The organism is Streptomyces sp. Ag82_O1-12 (genome assembly GCF_900182715.1).
Taxonomy (GTDB): domain Bacteria; phylum Actinomycetota; class Actinomycetes; order Streptomycetales; family Streptomycetaceae; genus Streptomyces; species Streptomyces massasporeus.
The window spans coordinates 726,231-747,131 of the sequence record NZ_FXUW01000001.1 but is presented as its reverse complement, the minus strand read 5'-3'; the positions used below and the strand labels follow the sequence as shown (position 1 = coordinate 747,131).

General features: G+C 69.6%; 19 protein-coding genes and 4 pseudogenes. 19 read left to right on the top strand and 4 right to left on the bottom strand.

The window, feature by feature from the left end; translation table 11 throughout:
- Positions 1–27: 27 nt before the first annotated feature.
- From QOL88_RS03535 to QOL88_RS03515, 5 genes are all read left to right on the top strand, one after another.
- Positions 28–2,247, top strand: coding sequence for an MMPL family transporter (locus tag QOL88_RS03535; protein ID WP_306456168.1), 2,220 nt, complete (start codon positions 28–30; stop codon positions 2,245–2,247).
- A 110-nt stretch (positions 2,248–2,357) separates the two neighbouring features.
- Positions 2,358–3,707, top strand: coding sequence for a sensor histidine kinase (locus tag QOL88_RS03530; RefSeq protein ID WP_097215029.1), 1,350 nt, complete (start codon positions 2,358–2,360; stop codon positions 3,705–3,707).
- Positions 3,704–4,375 carry a response regulator gene (locus QOL88_RS03525; protein WP_097215028.1) on the top strand — a complete coding sequence of 224 codons (672 nt, stop codon included), beginning with the start codon at positions 3,704–3,706 and terminating at the stop codon, positions 4,373–4,375. Before QOL88_RS03530 ends, QOL88_RS03525 begins: the two co-directional genes overlap by 4 nt.
- A gap of 73 nt (positions 4,376–4,448) precedes the next feature.
- Positions 4,449–4,601: a hypothetical protein gene (locus QOL88_RS03520; RefSeq protein ID WP_179878710.1), complete on the top strand. Its 153-nt coding sequence runs from the start codon at positions 4,449–4,451 to the stop codon at positions 4,599–4,601.
- Between the two features lie 204 nt (positions 4,602–4,805).
- Positions 4,806–5,186, top strand: coding sequence for an AQJ64_40280 family protein (locus tag QOL88_RS03515; RefSeq protein ID WP_097215027.1), 381 nt, complete (start codon positions 4,806–4,808; stop codon positions 5,184–5,186).
- A gap of 336 nt (positions 5,187–5,522) precedes the next feature.
- On the opposite strand, the pseudogene QOL88_RS38785 reads toward QOL88_RS03515, so the two are convergent.
- Together QOL88_RS38785 and QOL88_RS38780 are read right to left on the bottom strand one after the other, a co-directional pair.
- Positions 5,523–5,684: pseudogene (locus tag QOL88_RS38785) on the bottom strand (transposase domain-containing protein); the annotation flags it as partial.
- Positions 5,677–5,775: pseudogene (locus QOL88_RS38780) on the bottom strand (transposase domain-containing protein); the annotation flags it as partial. The pseudogenes QOL88_RS38780 and QOL88_RS38785, both read right to left, overlap by 8 nt.
- Positions 5,776–6,260: 485 nt before the next feature.
- On the opposite strand from QOL88_RS38780, the pseudogene QOL88_RS03510 reads away from it, so the two are divergent.
- Positions 6,261–6,383, top strand: a pseudogene (locus tag QOL88_RS03510) (IS5/IS1182 family transposase); the annotation flags it as partial.
- Between the two features lie 560 nt (positions 6,384–6,943).
- On the top strand, positions 6,944–8,080 hold the full coding sequence (locus QOL88_RS03505) for an amidohydrolase family protein (RefSeq protein WP_097215026.1): 1,137 nt from the start codon (positions 6,944–6,946) through the stop codon (positions 8,078–8,080).
- A gap of 169 nt (positions 8,081–8,249) precedes the next feature.
- Here the strand turns inward: QOL88_RS03505 and QOL88_RS03500 are convergent, their stop codons facing one another.
- Positions 8,250–9,338: an alcohol dehydrogenase catalytic domain-containing protein gene (locus tag QOL88_RS03500; RefSeq protein WP_179878761.1), complete on the bottom strand. Its 1,089-nt coding sequence runs from the start codon at positions 9,336–9,338 to the stop codon at positions 8,250–8,252.
- Positions 9,339–9,440: 102 nt separating this feature from the next.
- Here QOL88_RS03500 and QOL88_RS03495 point away from each other — a divergent pair, with 102 nt between their 5' ends.
- From QOL88_RS03495 to QOL88_RS03480, 4 genes and pseudogenes are all read left to right on the top strand, one after another.
- Entirely contained in the window at positions 9,441–10,334 is an 894-nt protein-coding gene (locus QOL88_RS03495; protein ID WP_097215025.1) for a LysR family transcriptional regulator, read from the top strand.
- Positions 10,318–11,121: pseudogene (locus QOL88_RS03490) on the top strand (transposase). The gene QOL88_RS03495 and the pseudogene QOL88_RS03490 overlap by 17 nt, the downstream one beginning before the upstream one ends.
- 388 nt (positions 11,122–11,509) lie before the next feature.
- Complete coding sequence (locus QOL88_RS03485) at positions 11,510–11,680, top strand: DUF5670 family protein (protein ID WP_031139394.1); 171 nt, start codon at positions 11,510–11,512, stop codon at positions 11,678–11,680.
- Between the two features lie 89 nt (positions 11,681–11,769).
- Positions 11,770–12,261 (top strand): hemerythrin domain-containing protein, encoded by a 492-nt coding sequence (locus tag QOL88_RS03480; protein ID WP_097215024.1) that lies wholly within the window; start codon positions 11,770–11,772, stop codon positions 12,259–12,261.
- A gap of 90 nt (positions 12,262–12,351) precedes the next feature.
- On the opposite strand, the gene QOL88_RS03475 is transcribed toward QOL88_RS03480, so the two are convergent.
- Positions 12,352–13,239, bottom strand: a complete 888-nt coding sequence (locus QOL88_RS03475; protein ID WP_097215023.1) for a DUF4436 family protein — start codon at positions 13,237–13,239, stop codon at positions 12,352–12,354.
- A gap of 502 nt (positions 13,240–13,741) precedes the next feature.
- Between QOL88_RS03475 and QOL88_RS03470 the strand changes: the two genes are divergently transcribed.
- The 8 genes from QOL88_RS03470 (at position 13,742) to QOL88_RS03435 (ending at position 20,848) form a co-directional block, all read left to right on the top strand.
- Positions 13,742–14,866, top strand: coding sequence for a Gfo/Idh/MocA family protein (locus tag QOL88_RS03470; RefSeq protein ID WP_179878760.1), 1,125 nt, complete (start codon positions 13,742–13,744; stop codon positions 14,864–14,866).
- On the top strand, positions 14,863–15,786 hold the full coding sequence (locus QOL88_RS03465) for a DUF6807 domain-containing protein (RefSeq protein WP_097215022.1): 924 nt from the start codon (positions 14,863–14,865) through the stop codon (positions 15,784–15,786). Before QOL88_RS03470 ends, QOL88_RS03465 begins: the two co-directional genes overlap by 4 nt.
- The gene (locus QOL88_RS03460; RefSeq protein WP_097215021.1) at positions 15,780–16,544 is read left to right on the top strand and encodes a cupin domain-containing protein; all 765 of its coding nucleotides are present in this window, start codon (positions 15,780–15,782) and stop codon (positions 16,542–16,544) included. Before QOL88_RS03465 ends, QOL88_RS03460 begins: the two co-directional genes overlap by 7 nt.
- Before the next feature lie 60 nt (positions 16,545–16,604).
- On the top strand, positions 16,605–17,888 hold the full coding sequence (locus QOL88_RS03455; RefSeq protein WP_097215020.1) for an ABC transporter substrate-binding protein: 1,284 nt from the start codon (positions 16,605–16,607) through the stop codon (positions 17,886–17,888).
- Complete coding sequence (locus QOL88_RS03450; RefSeq protein ID WP_097215019.1) at positions 17,885–18,823, top strand: carbohydrate ABC transporter permease; 939 nt, start codon at positions 17,885–17,887, stop codon at positions 18,821–18,823. Before QOL88_RS03455 ends, QOL88_RS03450 begins: the two co-directional genes overlap by 4 nt.
- Entirely contained in the window at positions 18,820–19,680 is an 861-nt protein-coding gene (locus QOL88_RS03445; RefSeq protein ID WP_097215018.1) for a carbohydrate ABC transporter permease, read from the top strand. The genes QOL88_RS03450 and QOL88_RS03445 overlap by 4 nt, the downstream gene beginning before the upstream one ends.
- Before the next feature lie 5 nt (positions 19,681–19,685).
- Positions 19,686–20,279 (top strand): hypothetical protein, encoded by a 594-nt coding sequence (locus tag QOL88_RS03440; protein ID WP_097215017.1) that lies wholly within the window; start codon positions 19,686–19,688, stop codon positions 20,277–20,279.
- Between the two features lie 116 nt (positions 20,280–20,395).
- Positions 20,396–20,848, top strand: a complete 453-nt coding sequence (locus QOL88_RS03435) for a phospholipase (RefSeq protein WP_097215016.1) — start codon at positions 20,396–20,398, stop codon at positions 20,846–20,848.
- Positions 20,849–20,901 lie beyond the last annotated feature (53 nt).

The window sequence follows — 20,901 nt, the reverse complement described above, 5'->3', positions numbered from 1 at the left end:
AGACGTCACCCGGAGGGAGATCGGTCGATGAGGGCCGGAGAGACAACCGCTACGACGAGGCTGGGGACGGGGCGCGGGCGAGCCGTTCCATGGGCGATGCTCGGGCTGTGGATTGCCGTGATCGCGCTCGTTGGGCCGTTCGCGGCGAAGCTCGGCAGCGTGCAGCACGACAAGGTCACCGACTACCTGCCGGCGAGCGCGGACTCGACGCAAGTAGCGAAGATCGAGGAGAAGTTGCCCGGGGGCGAGACCACCGAGATGGTGCTCGTCTACCACCGGGACGGCGGGCTCAGCGCCGCCGACCGGAAGACCGCGGCCGGGCAGGTAGCGGAGATCACCCGACAGCACAAGCTGATCGGCGGTACTCCCAAGGGGATTCCGTCCAAGGACGGCACGACTTTGATGTACCCGGTCACCAGCAACGAGCCCGGGGCGAACGAGGAGCAGCAGGACAAGCTCGTAACCGACATTCGCAAAGTCGCCCAGGACGAGGGCGGGTTGAGCGTCGATGTGGGCGGCACCGGCGCGCTGGCCACCGACTCCGGCGCGGTCTACGACTCGCTCGGCGGACCGCTGCTCTACACCACCGTCGCCGTCGTCGCCCTACTGCTGATCCTGATCTACCGCAGCCCCGTGCTGTGGCTCGTGCCCCTCGTCGTCGCCGGGATCGCCGACTTCATGTCGATGGGTGTCTCCTACGGCCTCAATCAGGCGTTCGGCACCCCCGTCTCGGGGCAGAGCGCGGGCGTGATGACGATCCTCGTGTTCGGGGCGGGCACGGACTACGCGCTGCTGCTCATCGCGCGCTACCGGGAGGAACTGCGGCGCATCGAGCGACCGTACGAGGCCATGGTCGCCGCCCTGCGCGGCTGCGGGCCCGCCGTGCTCGCCTCCTCCGGCACCGTCGCCGCCGGACTGCTGTGCCTGCTCGCCGCCGACCTCAACAGCAGCCGGGGCATGGGCCCGCTCGGCGCCGTCGGCGTGCTGTGCGCGCTGATCGCGATGCTGACCCTGCTCCCCGCCGTCCTCGTACTGACCGGACGGCGGGTGTTCTGGCCGCTCGTGCCCGCCTTCGGGAGCACGCCCAAGCAGCGGCGCAGTCTGTTCTCGGCGATGGGCAGCTCTGCCGGGCGCAGGCCGCTGACCGTACTCGCGAGCGGTGCCGTACTGCTCGGCGCCCTCGCCCTCGGCTCACTCAACCTGCCGGGACCGCTCAAGCAGGAGGACTCCTTCGTCAAGAAGCCGGAGGCCGTCGTCGCGATGGAGACCCTCGCCAAGGCCTATCCCGGGCAGGGCAGCCAGCCCATCGACGTGATCACCCCGCAGGGGCGCGCCGACGAGACCCTCGCAACCGTCCGCGGCACACCAGGCGTCGGCAGCGCGGAGAAAGGGCGCACGGGAGACGGCTGGACCGAGATCGCCGTCTTCGCGAAGAGCGCACCCCAGTCGGCGGAGGAGACCGCCACCATCAAGTCCCTGCGGAACGAACTGAAGGGCTCCTACGTCGGCGGGGACAGCGCCCAGCAGATCGACCTGGAGGTCACCAACGCCCGGGACACGAAGATCGTCGTACCGCTCGTCCTCGTCTTCGTGATGCTCATCCTGATCGGGCTGCTGCGGAGTCTGGTCGCACCGCTGCTCCTGGTGGTCGCGGTCGTCGCGGTGTGGGGCGCCTCCCTCGGGATCGGTGGACTGGTCTTCGAACCGCTCCTCGGCCTCAAGGGCACCGATCCGGGGCTCGGACTGCTGTCCTTCGTGTTCCTGGTCGCCCTCGGCGTCGACTACGGCATCTTCCTCATGCACCGGATGAGGGAGGAGTCCCTGGCGGGAGCGGAACCGGCCACGGCGGCACTCACCGCACTGCGCACCACCGGCGGCGTCATCGCCTCCGCCGGGCTCGTCCTCGCCGCGACCTTCGCCGTGCTGACGAACATGGGCCTGGTACAGCTGGTCCAGCTCGGCTTCGTGATCGCCGTCGGCGTCCTGCTCGACACCTTCCTCGTACGGACGTATCTGGTGACCAGTGCCAGCGTCGCCCTGGGCCGGAAGGTGTGGTGGCCGGGCGTGCTCTCACGGCAGCCCGGGCCGGCTGAACGGACCGGGCCGGCCGAACGGACCGGGCCGGCCGAACGGACCGGGCCGGCCGAACGGACCGGGCCGGCCGAACGGACCGGGCCGGCCGAACGGACCGGGCCGGCCGGACCGACCGAGCCGCCGCGGCAGACGGAAACCGTCGGCGCACCCTGAGCACGCTGATCGAACGCTCTGATCCAGCACGCTGATCCGCGGGCCCGCCCGGGTGCCTCTCCTTCCGTAGGGGCGCCCAGGTTCCCGCACGAGTACCGGAAGATGGAGCCGTGGAAGAACGGGGAACGACCACAGAGGTACGCGACCGGTCGGCGGCGAAGACGGCGGCCGGTGGCGGCGGACGGTCCCGTCGCGTCGAGCGCATCCTGTCCGCCGTCAACCGCGAACCGCTGACCGCACCGCACCGCACCCGCAACGACGCGGTCCTCGCGCTGGGCGTCGCCGTGCTCGCCTTAGCCATCACCCTGACGGGCGGCGAAGGGACACGGCCCGACCATCTCAGCTGGATGCTGCTGCTCGCCGGGCACGTGCCCCTCGTATGGCGGCGGCGCAGTCCGTTGGCGGCCCTGCTCGGGGTGGTGGCCTGCATGGCTCCGTACTACGCCTTCGACTACAACCCTGCCCTGCCCGCCCCCGCGATCGTCCTGGCGCTCTACACCGTGGCGGCGACCGGCACCGTACGCCGCACGCTGCTCACCGGTGTCGCCGTCCTCGGCCCGACACTGATCAGCAACGGCCTCACCAACTCGGAGGGGGCGCTGGAGTCCCTGGAGATCTCCGGCTGGATCATCGCGGTCCTGTTCGTCGGTATCGACGTCCGCTACTACCGCTTGTACGTCGCCTCCATCGTGGAGCGGGCCGAACGGGCGGAGCGCACCCGGGAGGAGGAGGCCAGGCGCCGCGTCGCCGAGGAACGGCTGCGGATGGCCCGTGACCTGCACGACCTGCTCGCCCACAGCATCACGCTCATCGGCGTCCAGACGTCCGTGGCGGCCCACGTCCTCACCGCCGACCCCGAGCGCCTCGACCGCAAGGCCGTCGCCCAGGCACTGGACGACATCGCGGGGACCTGCCGGATGGCCCGGGGGGAACTGCGTACGACGCTGGAGGTGCTGCGGGCGCATGACACGGTCGTGGGAGTGGACGCGGATCCGGCGCCCGGTTCTGTTTCCGGAGCCGGGGACATGCGGGGGCCGCTGCCCGGGATCGACGGACTGGCCGATCTCGCGGAGACCGGCCGGGTGGCCGGGGCCAAGGTCGAACTGTCCGTCCGCGCGGACGACATCCCGCCCTCCGTGGGCGCCGCCGCGTACCGGATCGTGCAGGAGGCGCTCACCAACGCCGTACGTCACGGCGGCCGCGAGGACCTCACCGTGCGAGTGGGTCTGTGGACCGCGGACGGCGCACTGCGGGTGAGTGTCAGGGACGACGGGACGGGCGGGGACGACGGCTCGGGCGGCGGAGCGGGCCGGTCCGACGGCACGCCGGGGTTCGGGCTCATCGGAATGCGGGAGCGGGCCCGTAGCGTGGGCGGCACGCTGGACGCCGGCCCGGGGCCCGCCGAGGGCTTCGAGGTGACCGCCACACTGCCGCTGTCCCGGGAGGACGAGGTTCGATGACCATCCGCGTGCTGCTGGCCGACGACCAGAACCTCGTACGGGCCTCCTTCGCGATGCTCGTCTCGTCGGCCGGGGACATGGAGGTCGTCGCCGAGGCGGGCACCGGGCGGGAGGCCGTGGCGCTGGCCCGGTCGGCGCGGGCCGATCTCATCGTGATGGACATCCGCATGCCTGACCTCGACGGGATCGAGGCGACCCGGCTCATCGCCGCCGACGAGGATCTCGCGGGGGTGAAGGTGCTCGTCCTGACGACGTACGAGACCGATGAGCACGTCGTCGAGGCACTGCGGGCCGGGGCGTCCGGCTTCCTCGTGAAGGACATCGGGCCGGCCGAACTCCTCGACGCCATCCGGACGGTGGCCGCGGGGGAGTCCCTCCTCTCGCCCGGTCCCACCTCGAGGCTGATCGCCCGCATTCTGCGCACGCCGAACACCGGGACGACCCCCGCGGTGGGCGGGCCGAGCGGGCTGTCCGAACGGGAACGGCAGGTGCTCGCGCTGGTCGCGCGCGGTCTCAACAACGCGGAGATCGCCGACGCGTTGGGACTCAGCCCGCTGACCGCGAAGACCCATGTCAGCCGGATCATGGGCAAGTTGGGGGCGCGGGACCGGGCGCAACTGGTGATCGTGGCGTACGAGTCGGGGCTTGTGATACCCGGGACTGTCTGAGTTCGGGCCGACTGCGGGGCGGGTTCAGGTTGCGTTCCGGGGGTCGGTTGAACGGTCCCTCAACTCCACGTGGTTGCACGGGCATTGCACCCTGGTCACCTTCCACTCCGAGAAGGAGCGGGCAGCGGCGACCTACAAGCGCGGCTTCGGCTACCACCCGCTGCTGTGCTCCTTGGACAACAACGGCGAAGCCCTGGCCGGAGTTCTTACTGATCGTTGCAAATGAGGTCGCGGCGTCGGCTGGTGATCTGCCGCGATCCGAGAGGGAGGGCAGACAGTCGGAAGTGTTCGGTCCGCGTATGTCCCGGCTCACTCAACCTGCGCAAGCGCCGGGCAGTCCTACCGGATGCCGAGATCGGTACAACGGTCTTGCCGATGTGCGGGCGCATGGGCGAAAAACAGGCATCCGAACGCTTGACTGAGGAGAGGGATGGCGAATCTGAACACCCAGACGACCTGGATCGACGCACGTGAAAGGCTGCCGCAGGACGGTGTACCGGTGGCAGCGGCGGTCACGGGCCGGTACCCAGCTGACAGCGCCGAGTCCGAGAACCCGGTGAAGGAGGCGTTCTGGCTGGTAAGGCCGATGTACTTCACGACTCGGCACTTCAGTGAAGACGGAACGGAACACAGGGACTGCTTCGTCGACTCTGACGGATATGTCCGTCTGCCCTACGGCCTTGCCGACGATGACACGGTGACTCACTGGGCTGAGCTGCCCACCCTGCCGGGCAGGACGACACACCTCGTTCTCGGGGAAGACGTGCAGCCGGCGCTCCAGGAAGCGTGGCGTGCTCGCCCTGGCACCTGACACACATCCCGCGGTCGGCCAGGACCAGTTGACCGGCGTCGCAGGAGCGGGGCAGGCGGCCCACCAGGGTGACTTCGCCGGTGCGGCAGTCGGCCGGCTCGGCGTCCAGCACGAGGTGCGTGCCCACCTCGACAGGCAGGCCATCCGCACTTGGGGAAGGGAACTCTTGTCGTGGCCGCGGGCGTTGTCGGGGCGGCCGAAGGCGGCCTCGTTGGCGGGACTGTCGGCAACATCCCAGCAGGTCCCGTCCACCGCCAGTAGCCGCAGCCCCCGCCAGAACGCCCCCGGAGTGGCCTCGGTGCCCATCGGTTTCGCGGTCGTGGTGAACGGCACTCGCAGCGGCTCCGGGCCGAGCCGTTGCCGGGCCCGAAACAGTGACGACTTCGCCGGGATGTGCCAGTCGCCCAGCAGGCCCTGACCTCGAAGGCCCTCGACCAAATGCCGCATCACGTCCAGATACGGCGCCGGCGAGAAAAGGGGCCAGCACGAGCACGAAATACATCACCAGCCGGGGCGGCAGCAGGCGTCTGCGTTGTTCCGTCCGACTGCACGCGGCCACCGCACGATCCACCAGACCTGACGGATACACCCACCATGAGGGCTGGGCCTGTCAAGGGCGTAGTGCACCCTCTGGGCGGAGGAATGCCGGCCCGCCCGGAGGGCCGAACTCGTAGTGCGTGCAGGGTGGTTCGATACGCCTTTGCTGTCCCCGGGGTGTGGTCGTGCGGAAAAGACTCGCATCCACCCATTCGGCATCGGCGGGCGGCCTGCGACATGACCGGGTTCCGGGGACCGGGCTGCTCATTCAGGTCATCGAGCGCGGCGCTGCCGTCTCATGGGTATATGCGAGCTCACCCGGGGTCAGTGTCCCTCCCTGCGGAGATGTCCGGTCGGCGGTCAACGGCCATCACGCTGCCCGTTGACGGGCTTCCGCCTCGTGCAGCAGGTGCCAGGCGCGGGCGAGCAGTTTGCGGGTGATCGCCGTGGTGGCGATCTTCTTGCCCCGGCGGTGCGCGATCCGTTGTTAGCAGTCGGCGAACTCCGCGGACCGCTTGGCGGTCTGAGCGATCTGGTCGCGGCGGGGTGTGGGGCCGGCCGCACGAGGCGGTGCTGCACCGACTCGATGACGCCGGCCTCATCGACGTCTCGCGCGTGCTCCTCGACTCCGCTCACGTGGGGGCTAGAAATGGGGGCGAACTCAAGGTCCGGGACCCCCTTTTTTCGTGTCGATGTGGCTGCCGTCGATCACCGCCCGGGACCAGTCGATCTCGTTTGCCGCGTAATCTTCCGGCAGCCCCTGGACTTCGGGCCCAGTTGCGACGGGCCTTGATTGTCGTGCGGGTGTCGAATGGCGCTCCGGAGAGTACTCCCGTCGGAGTAACGTCGTAAGGCCTGTCTCCCGAGGGATGACGACCGCAGTATGACGAAACAGAACGGAATCGGGCCTAGCGTTGAGGCCATGCAGAAACCTGATAGTCCACTGCGGAGGTTCGGGGTGGCCACCAGGGCGCTGGCGACGGCGTTCGCCGCATGCGGGGTCACACGCCGACAACATGCGGGGCCCGCCGCGGTCGGCCCGCACAGCGCGCACGCGGGCTGTCGTCAGCTCCACCACAGCCGCTGCGCACCGGCGAGCGGTTCCTCGACCTGAGCGCTGCCGCGGTGCGCGAGCAGGACGCGAAGACCCCCTGAAGCATCTCGCAGACGGATGCCGTACGGATACCTCGCCACACAAACGCCTGAAGAGAGGGACTGACATGAAACCCATGGGACGCCGCGGCTTTCTCGCCGCCAGCACGGCACTTGGCATTGGTGCCGGCTTGTCCACGCACGCCATTGCCTCGGAAGTGAGCGAGAACGAGACTTCGGACAAGACTTCGGACATTTCACGGCGGGACCAGGACCTGCCCTTCATCGGCACGGAGGAGACCTTTTCGACTCCCACGTTGTTGAAGCTGAACTCCATCAATCAGGATCACATGGCGTTCCTTGAGGAAATTGGTCTTTCGGATCTAGGCCAACGCCGCATCGGCGATATGGATAAGGGGGGACTCAACGTTCAAATCCTCTCTGCTCATACACCCTCCGTACAAAATGTCCCTGGTCAGAGGGGCATCGACCTTGCCTATCGTCTTAACCGGCAACTTGTAGACGGGCCAATCGCCAAATATCCGGGTCGCTTCAAGGCTTTCGCCACCTTGCCCTTGCAGAGCCCGGAGGCGGCGGCGGACGAACTGGAACGCTCGGTTCGGGAAGATGGCTTCTTGGGCGCACTGACCAACGGACACATCACGAAGAAGTATCTCGATCATCCCGATTTCGAGCCTGTGCTGGCACGTGCCGTTGCTCTCGATGTGCCGATCTACCTGCATCCCGGCTATCCAGCTGACGAGGTCTTCAAGATCTACTACAGCACCACACGGTCTAAATACACGGAAGAGTTCCAGGACTACATTTTTAGTGGGTCTGGATATGGCTGGCACCAAGAGGTGCTGACCCAATGCATTCGGATGATCACGTACGGGGTTTTCGACAGGTTCCCCAAACTGAAAATCATCATCGGCCACATGGGTGAAGGTCTTCCCTTCTACTACGAGCGGATCGTCAATGACATGGGCGAGCCGACGAAAGAATCGCTCGAGAAGCCCATCGCGCAATACTTCCAGGACAACTTCTGGGTCACAACCAGCGCATTCCCCCAGACCGAACTGCTCGATCTCCTGCTGAAGTACATAAGCGTGGATCGAGTGATGTTCGCAACCGACTACCCGTTCGCGGACATAAAGGAGCAGACCGACTGGTTCCGCGGAGTCGATTTGCCACGCGAAGACAAGGAAAAGATCGCGTTCCGAAATGCGGAGAAACTCTTCAGAATGAAAGTGTCCGTGAAGTGATACGCCAGCGGCGGCCGGAGTGAAAGAATGTTTTGCGCGAATCTTCGTCCGTTGGGGCAGCAGTTGGTGATCTCGAGGCTCATGGTTGTTCGCGAGAAGTAGCAGCATGGCGGCCTGCGCTCGTGAGGGCGGGGACGTGACGCTGACATGTAGGGATCAGTCCATCTTGTCAGTGAGCCGGTGGGGTGAGGGTGGTGCGGTCGAACGGGCCACCATGTGAGGCGGCGTACGTGACGGCCTCGTTGACGGCGTTGAGGCCGAACGACCGGACCCGTTCGGTGGCGAGGCCCAGGGTGCCCGAGGCGAGGAGCCGGATGATGCCGACGTTCGCTGTACGCGGGTACATCCACTGGCCGCGCACGGTGATCGAGTTGCGCATGATCCATGGGTACGGGAGGGCGAGGTCGTCGCGGCCGAGCATGCCGACGCCGCCCATGAGAACGACGCGGCCGTATTCGCGCACGGTCATGGCTGCCGTGCGTGCTGCCGAGCTGGGTGCGCTCGGCGGTAGCAGGTCGATCACCATGTCGATCGGGCCGTCGGCCGCCGCGGACATCGCCGCGCGGTCGTCGGCCTCGTCCCCGGTGAGCGGAACCGGGCGCACGAGCGGACCGAACCGGTCGGCGAGGAGGTCGAGCGCGGCCTGGTTGCGGCCTGGGGCGACCACGCGGCCCGCCCCCATGGCAAGTGCCACCGCAACCGCACTGCTGCCGAGGTTGCCGGTGGCCCCGTTGACGAGCAGCGTCTCACCGGCTGCGAGCCCGCCGGCCAGCAGCCCGCCGTAAGGGATGACGTGCATGCCGAGCGCGGCCCAGCGGGCCGGGTCGTCCCCCGCCGCTGCGGGGAGCGGGAAGACGTTCTCCGTCGGGACCCGCATGAGCTCGGCGAACGACCCGTCGTGCAGGTACCGGGCGAGGCGCGCGCCGCCCTCGCCGCGGGAACTCCAGCCCTGGAGCGTGATGTCGGGCGTCAGGGCGTCATCCCGCGAGCGCACCGTCGAGTCGCACCACACCAGGTCGCCGGGGCGCAGCCGGGTGGCGTCGGGGCCCACGTGGACGACCCGTCCCACGCCACCGGCCCCAGGCACGACGGGAGGGACCAGGGGGTAGTTCCGCTCGCCGCTGAAGACCTCAGCCGCGTAGGGCGCCACGCCGGCGGCGAGGACCTCGACCACCACCTCGCCGCCGCCGGCCTCGGGGTCGGGGACCTCCCGCACCGTGAGCGGTGCGCCGAACTGCGTCAGAACTGCTGCTCGCACGTGATGACCTCCGTGTTCGTCCGTGTTCGTCGGGATCGACACTAGGAACTCGGCGGGCATGCTGGAAGCGACGATCAAGCATCTGTGGTATGCGTATCCCGCATGGACATCTCCAGCACAGGCCTACGGGTCCTGCGGCAGATCGCCGAGTGCGGCAGCTTCACCGCAGCAGCCACCCGGCTCGGCTACACACAGTCGGCGGTCTCACGCCAGGCCGCCGCCCTAGAACGAAGCGCGGGCACCACCCTGTTCGAACGCCGCCCTGACGGAGTGCGGCTCACCCCCGCGGGTCTGACTCTGCTGCGCCACGCTCGCACGATCCTGGACTGTCTGTCGGCGGCCGAGCGCGACCTCACCGGCACCGTCTCGCGTACCGAACTGGTGCGGCTCGGACTGTTCCTGAGCGCGGGCGCGGCCATCCTGCCCCTCTCACTCACCCGCCTCGCGGCGACCGACCCGCAGATCACGGTCACGACCACCGAGGGCACCACGCCCTCCCTGGTCCGGGCACTGCGCGCGGGCTCGATCGACCTTGCCGTGCTGACGTCCCGCCCGCCCCACCGGCCCTTGGACGGCGAGTCGCCGCGCCTGCACGTCGAGACCGTCATGGACACCGAACTTGTCGTGGCGGTGCCTTCGACCGGAGAGTTCGCCGGCCGCACCGCGGTGCACGTCGACGAATTGATCGACGTCCCGTGGATTGCCGCCCCGGCGTCGAACGCCGAGCCACTGCTCGGCGTCTGGCCTGGCCTGCCCGGTCGGCCGGACATCGTCCACTGCGCGCGCGACTGGCTGACGAAGCTTCAGCTGGTCGCCGGTGGCTTCGGGGTGACAACGGTGCCCTCGCGGCTCTCGCCGGTGCTGCCGCCCGGGGTGAGCCTGCTGCACGTCGAAGGCGAACCTCCCGAGATCCGCCGGGTTCTCGTGGCGCGGCTCCCCGGCCGCCCCACCCCGGCGATCACGGCCGTCACCCGAGCAATTGCCCCGACCACCTGATACATGGGTGGTCAGCCATGCCGGATCCCGCCTGCTGGCCGATCTCGCCGATGGCATCGGCCTGACCGGCGCGTTCACGGACGGGCTGCGCAGGCTGCGACCGCGCGGTACCGGGCACGACCCCGGGCGGATCGCGGTCGATCTGGCGGTGATGCTCGCCGACGGTGGCGAAGCAATAGCGGACCTGGCCCTGCTGCGGGACCAGATAGAGGTTTTCGGCCCGGTCGCCTCCACTGCGACTGCCTGGCGCCTACTCGGCCGCACTCACTCGCCTGCGCTCGGCGAGAGCCGTCGCCCGGGAGATCGCCTGGCTCCAGGCCGCCGAGACCACCGGGGGCATACCCTCAGCTCCCAGTTGTCCTTGTTCGATCTCGACGAGGGCATGTGCCACCAGGTCTTCCTCACCGACACCCCCCACGGCGAAGGCTCCCTGCGGCATCTGGAGGTCCGCCACCGTGCGCACGCCCGCGTCGAGGACCGCATCCGCTGCGGCAAGAACGCCGGTCTCGGCCGCTTCCCCTCCCGCCACTTCGCCATCAATGCTGCCTGGCTGGAGCTGGCTCTGACCGCCGTCGACCTACTCGCCTGGACCCAAGTTCTGCTACTGGACGGCGAATTGGCCTCCGCCGAACCGAAGAAGCTCCGCTACCGGCTGCTGCACGCAGCCGCCCGCATCACCCGCGGCGGCCGCCGCCTTTACCTGCGGATCTCCGCTACCTGGCCCTGGCGAGACGAGCTCGTCAGAGCGTTCGTCCGCCTCGCCACCCTGCCCCGGCCGGCGACCTGACCGGCACACCGTCCCCGCCCACCCACGACCCGAGGAACTGGAGCACCCGACCCGAGCGTCGGGCCTCAGCCATGCCCGCCCGACGGCAAGCGGCCAACAACCACGGTTCGCCGCGATCAGCTCGGCTGATCACTCCCAACCGAAACGCGGAGGCTAGCGTCGGATGAAGTGGGCCGGTGCACCGGCCGCCGCTCCGATTACCCCCGGAGCGATGGTCAGCTCCACTGCGTACAGCGGAACTTCGGACTCCGTCCGGCCCTTGTTCTCCCTTGCTCTCCCCGTCCGGGCAAAGCGGTCCAAGTTCCCGTGATTCTTGTGAAGAAACTCAGGAATTCGACTGCGTGTTCGTCTGCGGACAGGGCAACAGGAGGATCGGAGGTTGATGACTATGGTTCCCCTGCTTCTTGTCCTGCTGCTGGCTCTGGTCCTGTTCGGTGCGGGTTTCGCGCTGAAGGCCCTGTGGTGGATCGCGGTGATCGTGCTGGTGCTGTGGCTGCTGGGCTTCGTGCTGCGCAGCGCCGACAGTGGTGGCCGTAGGGGCCGCTGGTACCGCTGGTAGACCGGCTGACGCCCTGCGGCGAGCAAAACATCAGGAATGGGGTACACGAAAGTGACCCGATTCTCTCCTGGGAAAGGCGTTCCATTTCCATGGCCGACACAAAAGACGTCGTAGAACTCATTCTTCAGGACCACCGGCGCATGGAGGACCTGTTCCGTCGCATGCGGAGCGTCGAGGACGACCGGGCGGGTGCGTTGCGGGAGTTCGCCGACCTGCTGATCGCGCACGCGCAGGCCGAGGAGGCCGAGGTCTATCCGGCGCTCAAGCGGTACAAGAACATCGATGACGAAGAGGTCGAGCACGGCGAGCACGAGCACGACGAGGGCAACGAGGCACTCCTGGAACTCCTCGAGGTCGAGGAGGTCGGCTCCGACGAGTGGGACTCGAAGCTCGAGGAGCTGGTGGAGGCCGTCACGCACCACGCCGACGAGGAGGAGCGCACCATCCTCAACGGTGCCCGGGAGAACGTGGCGATGCAGCGCCGCGAGGAGCTCGGCCTGGCGTTCGTGCGGGAGCGTGAGCGTCATTTGAAGGCCGGGTGCGGTTCCGTGGAGAACGTACGCAAGATCGTCAAGTCCTGACCCGGCCGGTCCGGCCCTGGTGGTCACCGCTCACGTGCGGTGACCACCAGGGCCGTTCGCTGTCGCGAGCGGCCCTCCGGACGACGGGCCTCAGGCGCGTTGCGTGTCGGCGGCGCGCAGGGCGGTCCGGATGCCGAAGGTGACCACGACGATCAGGCACGAAGCGATGACGGCCTCGGCCCAGAAGAAGGCGAACCAGTCCATCACGCAGCCGATCGGCGGAGTGCCGGGGGCGGTGTTGCGGAACGCGGCGAGGGCGAACAGCGTGGCGGCCATCCAGGCGAGGGCGGGCCAGACCAGGCCCTGTCGGCGGGTCGTCAGGTACCAGGCCCCGAGGAGCACGGACGACGCCAGTGCCCACATCGCGACCATCATGAAGACCGCGAAGGTGAGCAGGCTGCCCGACCGGGACAGCTTCAGCGCCACGGCGGCCTCCTGCCCCAAGGGCGGGGGTGTCACCGAGACGGAGAAGAGGGTGTCGGCGTTGGAGAAGAGCATCCGCACCGGCACCGGTTTGCCGCCCTGCACGGCCCAGAACTCGATGTCGGTGTCGTAGGTGTCGAACGGGTAGTCGCTGATCGATCCACCCGTGATCGCGACCCGTACGTCCTTGGGCGCGAGCCGCTCATGCGCTTCGAATGCCAGGTCGCTGAGGGTCGCCACGGACGTCTGGAGGCTGAGGTCGGCCACCGGGGCGGTCCCCTCCTCCTCGCCGAGGGCCCCGCGCGGGCTGACCCTGACGCGCAGGACGAGCTCACCGGCCGCGGCGTCGACGCTCTGGACGGTGGCCTCCACGTCCACCCGGTCGACGGTTCGGGGTCCGACCGTGTGCACCGTGTCCTTCGCCTGCCGCTCGGTGTACTGCAGCCACGACCCCACGGACACCGCCGCCAGGATCAGGACCGCGAGGGGGATGAGGACCAGCAGGATCGACGGCCCGGCGCGGCGTGGGCGGGGAGCGTGCGTGGGCGGGGTCATGGCGACTCCGATGAGGTGGGAAGGGCGACGGGCTCGTCCCGCACGGCGGGAAGTCACCCTCCGTTCACAGGCGGACACTGTATGTGGTGTATGAGGTGACGTCACGGAGGCGGCGGCTCCTGGCCGGTGCCACTCCCCGCGTGCCGCGCGGACGACGTCCCGTGCCCGGCCGGCGCCGCGCCCCCCGGCGAGGACCGCTCGACCGTGTCGTCGGCGCATACCGAACCGTGGACGTCCCGCACCGTGTACTGATCGGCCCCCTTCTCGTGGCCGGGCGGGGGGGGGGTCACCCTGCGCGGACCGCCTCGGTGTGCGGGCCGAAAATGCGTTTCCATGGCGACGGCAACGACCCGAATCTCCGCCCCAAGCTGGGACAACGCTCGGGCAGACCTTGTGCAGGTCGCTGCAGGGGGGTTGTCCAGACATTCTCTCGCGCCTAGGGTCCCTTCCGAGTGCAAGCGCTTTCCAAGCGCGTGTCCGCCGGTCGTCCGAGGAGCGCCGCATGTCCGTGTCCCCAGGGTCTCCCGCCCGCCGCCGCGTGGCCGTCGTCGGCACCGGCGCCATCGTCAGCGGCAGCCATCTGCCCGCGCTGCGGGCCCACTCCGACCGGGTGGAACTGGTGGCCGCCGTAGACGTGGACCAGGAGCGCCTCGACGCCTTCCGCGAGCTGGCCGGTGCGCAGGTAGCCGGGTTCGCCTCGGTGGACGCGATGCTGGACGCCGTACGCCCCGACCTCGTCCTCATCGGCACGCCGCCCTCCCTGCACCGGGACCAGACGGTGGCCGCGCTGAAGGCGGGCGCCTGGGTGCTGTGCGAGAAGCCGCTGACCCTGTCGCTCGCCGAGTACGACGAGATCGCCGCCGCCGAGGAGGCCTCCGGCGCGTACGCGGCGGTCGTCTTCCAGCACCGCTACGGATCCGGCGCCGTGCACGCCCGCGAGCTGATCACGAGCGGCGAGCTGGGAACCCCACTGGTCGCGCACTGCCAGACCACCTGGCACCGGGACGCCGCGTACTACGCGGTGCCGTGGCGCGGGACGTGGGCCAGCGAGGGCGGCGGCCCCACCATGGGCCACGGCATCCACCAGTACGACCTGATGCTGCACCTGCTCGGTGAGTGGCAGGAGATCAGCGCGATGGCCGCGCGCCTGGTCCACGACACCGAGAGCGAGGACGTCTCCACCGCCCTGGTGCGGTTCAGGAGCGGCGCCCTCGCCACCGTCGTCAACAGCGTGCTCTCCCCGGACGAGGTGAGCCGCATCCGCATCGACTGCGCGGACGCCACGGTCGAGCTCACCCACCTGTACGGCCACAGCAACGACAGCTGGGCCTACACCCCGGCCCCGCACGTCGACTCCGAGCGGGCCACCGCCTGGCGCACCCCCGCGGCCGACGTGCCCAGCTCGCACACCGCGCAGCTGGGCGCGCTCCTCGACGCCTACGACACCGGCACCCGCCCCCCGGGCAGCGGCCACGACGCACGCGCCACCCTGGAGTTCGCCGCCGCCCTGTACAAGGCGGCGTTCACCGGCCGCTCGGTGCGCGCGGGGGAGATCGGCCCCGGCGACCCCTTCTACGAGGCCATGCACGGCGAGTACCCCGACTGGGCCCCCAAGGAGCGCGCATGACCATCCGCGTCACCCACACGCACGGCGAGGACATCGCCGTCACCGCAGGCGGCACGGAGATCCTCCGCTACGTCTACCGCCCCGACCCGGACCCCTTCGAGTCCCGCAAGCCCTACGCGCACCCCGTGCGCACCCTCTCGGGCCGCACGGTCACCGGCTACCGCCCGAACGACCACCGCTGGCACAAGGGCCTGCAGATGACCGCGAGCCATCTGTCCGGCCAGAACTTCTGGGGCGGCAACTGCTACGTCCACGGCCAGGGCTACCTCCCCCTGCCCGAGCGCGTCGGCTCGATGCGGCACGACGGCTTCGCGGACTTCACCGTCGAGGACGACCGCCTCGCCCTCACCGAGAACCTCACCTGGATCGAGAACGGCGGCGAGGAGTGGGCGCGCGAGGAGCGCGGCCTGACGGTCCACTCGGTGGACGAGGAGGCCGGTTCCTGGGCCCTGGACTGGTCGATCCGCCTCACCAACACCCGCGCCGAACCACTGGCCTTCGGCTCCCCGACCACCGCGGGCCGTGACATGGCCGGCTACACGGGACTCCAGTGGCGCGGCCCGCGCGACTTCACCGGCGGCACGGTCTTCGCCCCGGACACCGACGCCGACGCGGGCCAGCTGATGGGCACCCAGGGCCCCTGGCTCGCCTTCACCACCGAGCACGACGACGTCGACGGCCACTCCACCCTCGTTTTCGCGCACGCGCCCGAGAACCTCGACGGGACGTCCCCGATCCACGAGTCGCACTGGTTCGTCCGCTCCGAGCCCTTCCCGACGGTCGCGTTCTCCTGGGCGTTCTTCGAGGAGTTCGAGCTGCCGCCGGGCGAGTCCTTCGGATACCGGTACCGCATCGTCGTCGCCGACGGCGCCTGGGACCGCGACCGGGTCGGCACCCACCTGAAGGGCCTGCCGTGGTGAGCGAGCCGAAACCGGCGGGCCTTCCGCATCCGCTGCCCGGCGCGATCGGCCTGTCCCACCTCAGCGCCTACGACTGGGAGGCCGCCGACGGCGTCTGCGGCGGCAGTCCGCACCTGCACCTGGTGTGCACGGAGGCGTACGTCGTCACCGGCGGCCGGGGCGCGGTCCAGACGCTGAGCCCCGACGGCTACCGGGACATCCCCCTCGAAGCGGGCTCGATCGCCTGGTTCACGCCCGGCACCGTGCACCGCATGGTGCAGGGCGGCGATCTGCGCATCACCGTACTGATGCAGAACAGCGGCCTGCCCGAGGCCGGGGACGCCGTGTTCACCTTCCCGCCCGAGGTGCTCGCCGACCCCGACCGGTACGCCGCCGCCGCTGCCCTGCCGCCCGGCACCGGACCGGAGACGGCGGCGGCCGCCCGGCGCCGCAGGGACCTCGCCGTCGAGGGCTACCTCGGGCTGCGCGAGGCCCTCGTCGCCGGGGACAACGGCCCGTACCTGGAGTTCCAGAGCGCCGCCGCACGGATCGTGCGCGACAAGGTGCCCACCTGGCGGAAGCTGTGGCGGGAGGGCGCCCTGGCCACCGCGGAGCGCACCGGCGCCCAGCTCGACGCCCTGGCCGCCGGCGATCCCGGCTACCTCGGCGAGGCCACCGCTCACGAGGCCGCGCCCACCCGGCTCGGCGGCTTCGGTATGTGCGGGCGGCGCGACGAGTACGCGCTGCCGGGCGCCACGCTGCCGTACCAGGAGGAGTAGCGGCGGCACGGGGGGACCGGGGGGTCTCAGCCAATCTCCGAGGAGAGGAGTGACCTCGGCATGCCCGGACACAGGACGAAGGGGTTCTGCGCGTCGGCCGCCGCACTGGCACTGTGTGCCGTGCTGGCGGGCTGCGGAGGATCCGGGGAGTCCGCCGGAGACGGCAAGGTCGTGCTGCGGTACACGTGGTGGGGCAACCCCGACCGCGCGGAACGCACCGAGCAGGCTGTCGCGCTGTTCGAGAAACAGCACCCGAACGTCGACGTGTCGACGTCGTTCTCCGGCTACGACGCCTACAAGCAGAAGCTCGCCACCCAGGCCGCAGGCGGCGACGCCCCCGACGTGATGCAGCTGGACTACCGCCAGATCGACCAGTACGCCTCCGGCGGCGTCCTGCTGGACCTGGCGGAACAGAAGTCCGTCCTGCGCACCTCCGAGATCGACCAGGGCCTGCTCGCCACCGGCCGCGTCGGCGACGTGCAATACGCGATCCCGCAGGGCCGCGGCACCGAGACCGTCGCCTACGACGTCCAGGCCTGGAAGAAGTCGGGCGTCCCGCTGCCCGGCAAGAGCTGGACCTGGAGCCGATGGGCCGACACCATGCGGGCCCTCGCGAAGAAGACCGGCAAGCCCGGGGCGACCGACCCCGGTCAGAGCGAGGACGCCTTCGAGGTCTGGCTGCGTGGCCAGGGCAAGGCCCTGTACACGAAGGACGGCCGGCTCGGCTTCAGCGCCGGCGACCTCACCCGCTGGTGGACCTTCACCGACAAGCTGCGCCGCGAGGGCGCCGTCTCGCCCGCCGAGCAGACCACCCAGCTCGACGGCTCCGTGGAGAACACCCCGCTGGGACGCGGCACGTCCGTCACCGACGCCAACTGGGACGCCCCGGCCAGCGGTTTCCTCGCGCTCGTCCCCACCGGCGTCGCGCTCGCCCCGATGCCGTCCGGCGAGGACGGCACGCCCGGCCAGTACTTCAAGCCGTCCATGTTCCTGGGCGTCTCGGCCAACACCGGTCACCCGAAGGAGGCGGCCCAGCTCGTCGACTTCATGATCAACGACCGGGAGGCCGCGAAGATCCTCGGCGCGAGCCGCGGCATCCCCGTCAACGAGACGATCCGTGCCGAAATCGGTCCGCAGCTCAAGGACTTCGACAAGACCATCGCCGGCTTCCAGGCGTCCCTGGAGGGCACACTCAAGGACCCGCCCCAGGCGCCGCCCTCGGGCGACAACGCCCTCCAGAGCACCTTCCAGCGCGACTACGACCAGGTGTCCTACGCGCGCATGTCGCCCCGCGAAGCGGCCGAGAACTACGTCACCGAGGCGAAGGCGGAGCTGAGGTCATGACCACCACCGCGATCCCCCCGGAGGCGAGGCGCGCCCCCGCCGCGGCCCCGAAGCGCCGCCCCAAGCGCGAACGCGAGGGCGCCGCCTGGGTGTTCCTCTCGCCCTGGGTGCTCGGCGCGATCGTCCTGACACTGCTGCCGATGGCCGTGTCGCTGTACCTGTCGTTCACCGACTACGACCTGTTCAACCCGCCGAAGTGGGTGGGCCTGCGCAACTACGTGCAGATGTTCACCGAGGACCCGCGCTACTGGCGCTCGGTCGTGACGACCCTGACGTACGTCGTCATCGCGGTGCCCCTGCAACTCGCGCTGGCCCTCGTCGTCGCCCTCGCCCTGAAGGGTATGAAGCGCGGCAAGGGCTTCTACCGCTCCGCGTTCTACGCGCCCTCCCTGCTCGGCGCGTCGATGTCCATCGCGCTCGTCTGGCGGGCGGTCTTCAACGACGGTGGCACGGTCGACAACCTGCTCGGCACCGGCGGCTGGGTCAACAAGCCCGGCTGGGCGCTGCTGGCCGTCGCCCTGCTGACGGTGTGGCAGTTCGGCGCCCCGATGGTCATCTTCCTCGCCGGGCTCCAGCAGATCCCCGCCGAGCTCTACGAGGCGGCGGCCGTCGACGGGGCCGGGAAGTGGCGGCAGTTCCTGTCCGTCACCGTGCCGATGCTCTCCCCGGTGCTGTTCTTCAACCTGGTCCTCCAGACCATCCAGGCCTTCCAGGTGTTCACCCCCGCCTTCGCCGTCAGCGCGGGCAAGGGCGGACCGGCCGACTCGACCCTCGTCTACACGATGTACCTCTACGACCGCGGCTTCGTCGCCTCCCACATGGGCTACGCCTCCGCCATGGCCTGGGTGCTGCTCCTCGTGATCGGCATCGTCACGGCGGTGCTGTTCCGCACCTCGCGCTCCTGGGTCTTCTACGCCTCCGAGGGGGACCGGTGACCTCTACGACTGTTGTGCACAAGCCCGTTCGGTGGGGACGCGTCGCCCTGCACGTGGGCTGCCTGCTCGCCCTGCTGGTCATGCTGTACCCCCTGGCCTGGCTGCTGGCCACCTCGCTCAAACCCGCCGACGAGGTCATCGCGAGCCTCGACCTGCTGCCCAGCCACCTGGAATGGTCCAACTACGAGACCGCCCTGGACGGCGTCAACGACGTCTCCATCTGGCGGCTGCTCGGCAACTCCCTGCTGATCGCGGGCGGCGCGGTCCTCGGCAACGTCATCAGCTGCTCGCTGGCCGCCTACGCGTTCGCCCGCCTCAGGTTCCGCTTCCGCGGGCCGCTGTTCGCCTTCATGATCGCCACGATCATGCTGCCGCACCACGCGGTGCTCATCCCGCAGTACATCATCTTCAACCAGCTCGGCCTGGTGAACACCTACTGGCCGCTGATCCTGCCCAAGTTCCTCGCCACCGAGGCGTTCTTCGTCTTCCTCATCGTGCAGTTCATGCGCGGCCTGCCGCGCGAGCTGGAGGAGGCGGCCCGGATCGACGGCTGCGGGCCCTTCCGCAGCTTCTTCCAGGTGGTACTGCCGCTCACCCGGCCGGCCCTGATCACCACCGCCATCTTCACGTTCATCTGGACCTGGAACGACTTCTTCACACAGCTCATCTACCTCTTCGACCCGGACAAGTTCACCCTCACCCTGGCCCTGCGCTCCTTCGTGGACGCCTCCAGCACCTCCGCGTTCGGCCCGATGTTCGCCCTGTCGGTGATCGCGCTGCTGCCGATCGTGCTGTTCTTCCTCGCCTTCCAGCGGTTCCTGGTGGAGGGCATGGCCAGCTCCGGAGTCAAGGGGTGAGCGGGATGCCGGCACGCGAGGCGGGCGAGGTGTTCGGCCCGCGCATGACCCTCTTCGCCGACGTGCTGAGCGTCGGACTCGCCACGGCGGCCGCCTGCCTGCCCCTCGTCACCGTCCCGGCCGCGCTGTCGACGGCGTGTGCGGTGCTGCGCGGCGCCGGGCAGGGCCAACCCGGCACGGCGGGGCGGTACTTCGCCCTGCTGCGGCGGCGGTTGCGCGCGGGTGACGTGGTGGCGGGAGCCGTGGCCCTCGCGGGCCTGCTGCTGCTCGCCGCCGACCTGGCACTGGCCCGGGCGGGGTTGCCGGGGGCGCCGCTGTTCGCGGTCGTGGCCGCGGTGATCGGCGGGTGCGCGGCGCTGGTCGGCCTGCGGGCCTGCGGGCGCCCCGAGTCGCTCACCGACTGGCGTGCGGCGGTGCGCGGGGCCGGGCGGGACGCCGTGGCGGATGTGGGCGGCAGCGGCCTGGTCCTGCTCGCCGTGGCGACGGCCGCGCTCTGCGCCTGGATGCTGCTGCCGCTGGCCTTCCTCGCCCCCGGACCGTTGGCCCTGGCGCTGACTGCCGTCGACGTGCGCCGGTCCGCCGCCGTTCTCCCTCAATAGCCGGACGTTCAGGAGTTATTGGGGCTCATCAGGTGTGAGTACGGGGACGAGCCGGTCATCCTCTTGTCATGAACCTGTGGCCCGATGGGCGGGTCGCAGCCTCATGGAGGTGTGGGATGCACCGCAGATTCGCCACCGGTCTTGCCGCCTCGACTCTGACCCTCCTCACCGTGGTCGGCGCCGCCACGAGCGCGAGCGCCGCTCCTGCCGACAAGCCCCAGGTGCTCGCGAACTGGACGCAGACCAGCGCGTCCAGCCACAGCGCCTGGGCCGCCGCCCGGGCCAACCAGGCGACATGGGCCGCGTACGCCTTCGACTGGTCGACCGACTACTGCTCCTCCTCGCCGGACAACCCGTTCGGCTTCCCCTTCTCGATGTCCTGCGCCCGTCACGACTTCGGCTACCGCAACTACAAGGCGGCGGGCACCTTCAGCGCCAACAAGTCCCGGCTCGACAGCGCCTTCCACGAGGATCTCAAGAGGGTCTGCGCGGCCTACAGCGGCGGCATGAAGACCTCCTGCACCAGCACGGCCTGGACGTACTACCAGGCCGTGCGGGCCTTCGGCTGACGGTTCGTCACCGCGAGGGCGCCGGGCGGCGGGGTGTGTCCCCGCGCCCGGCC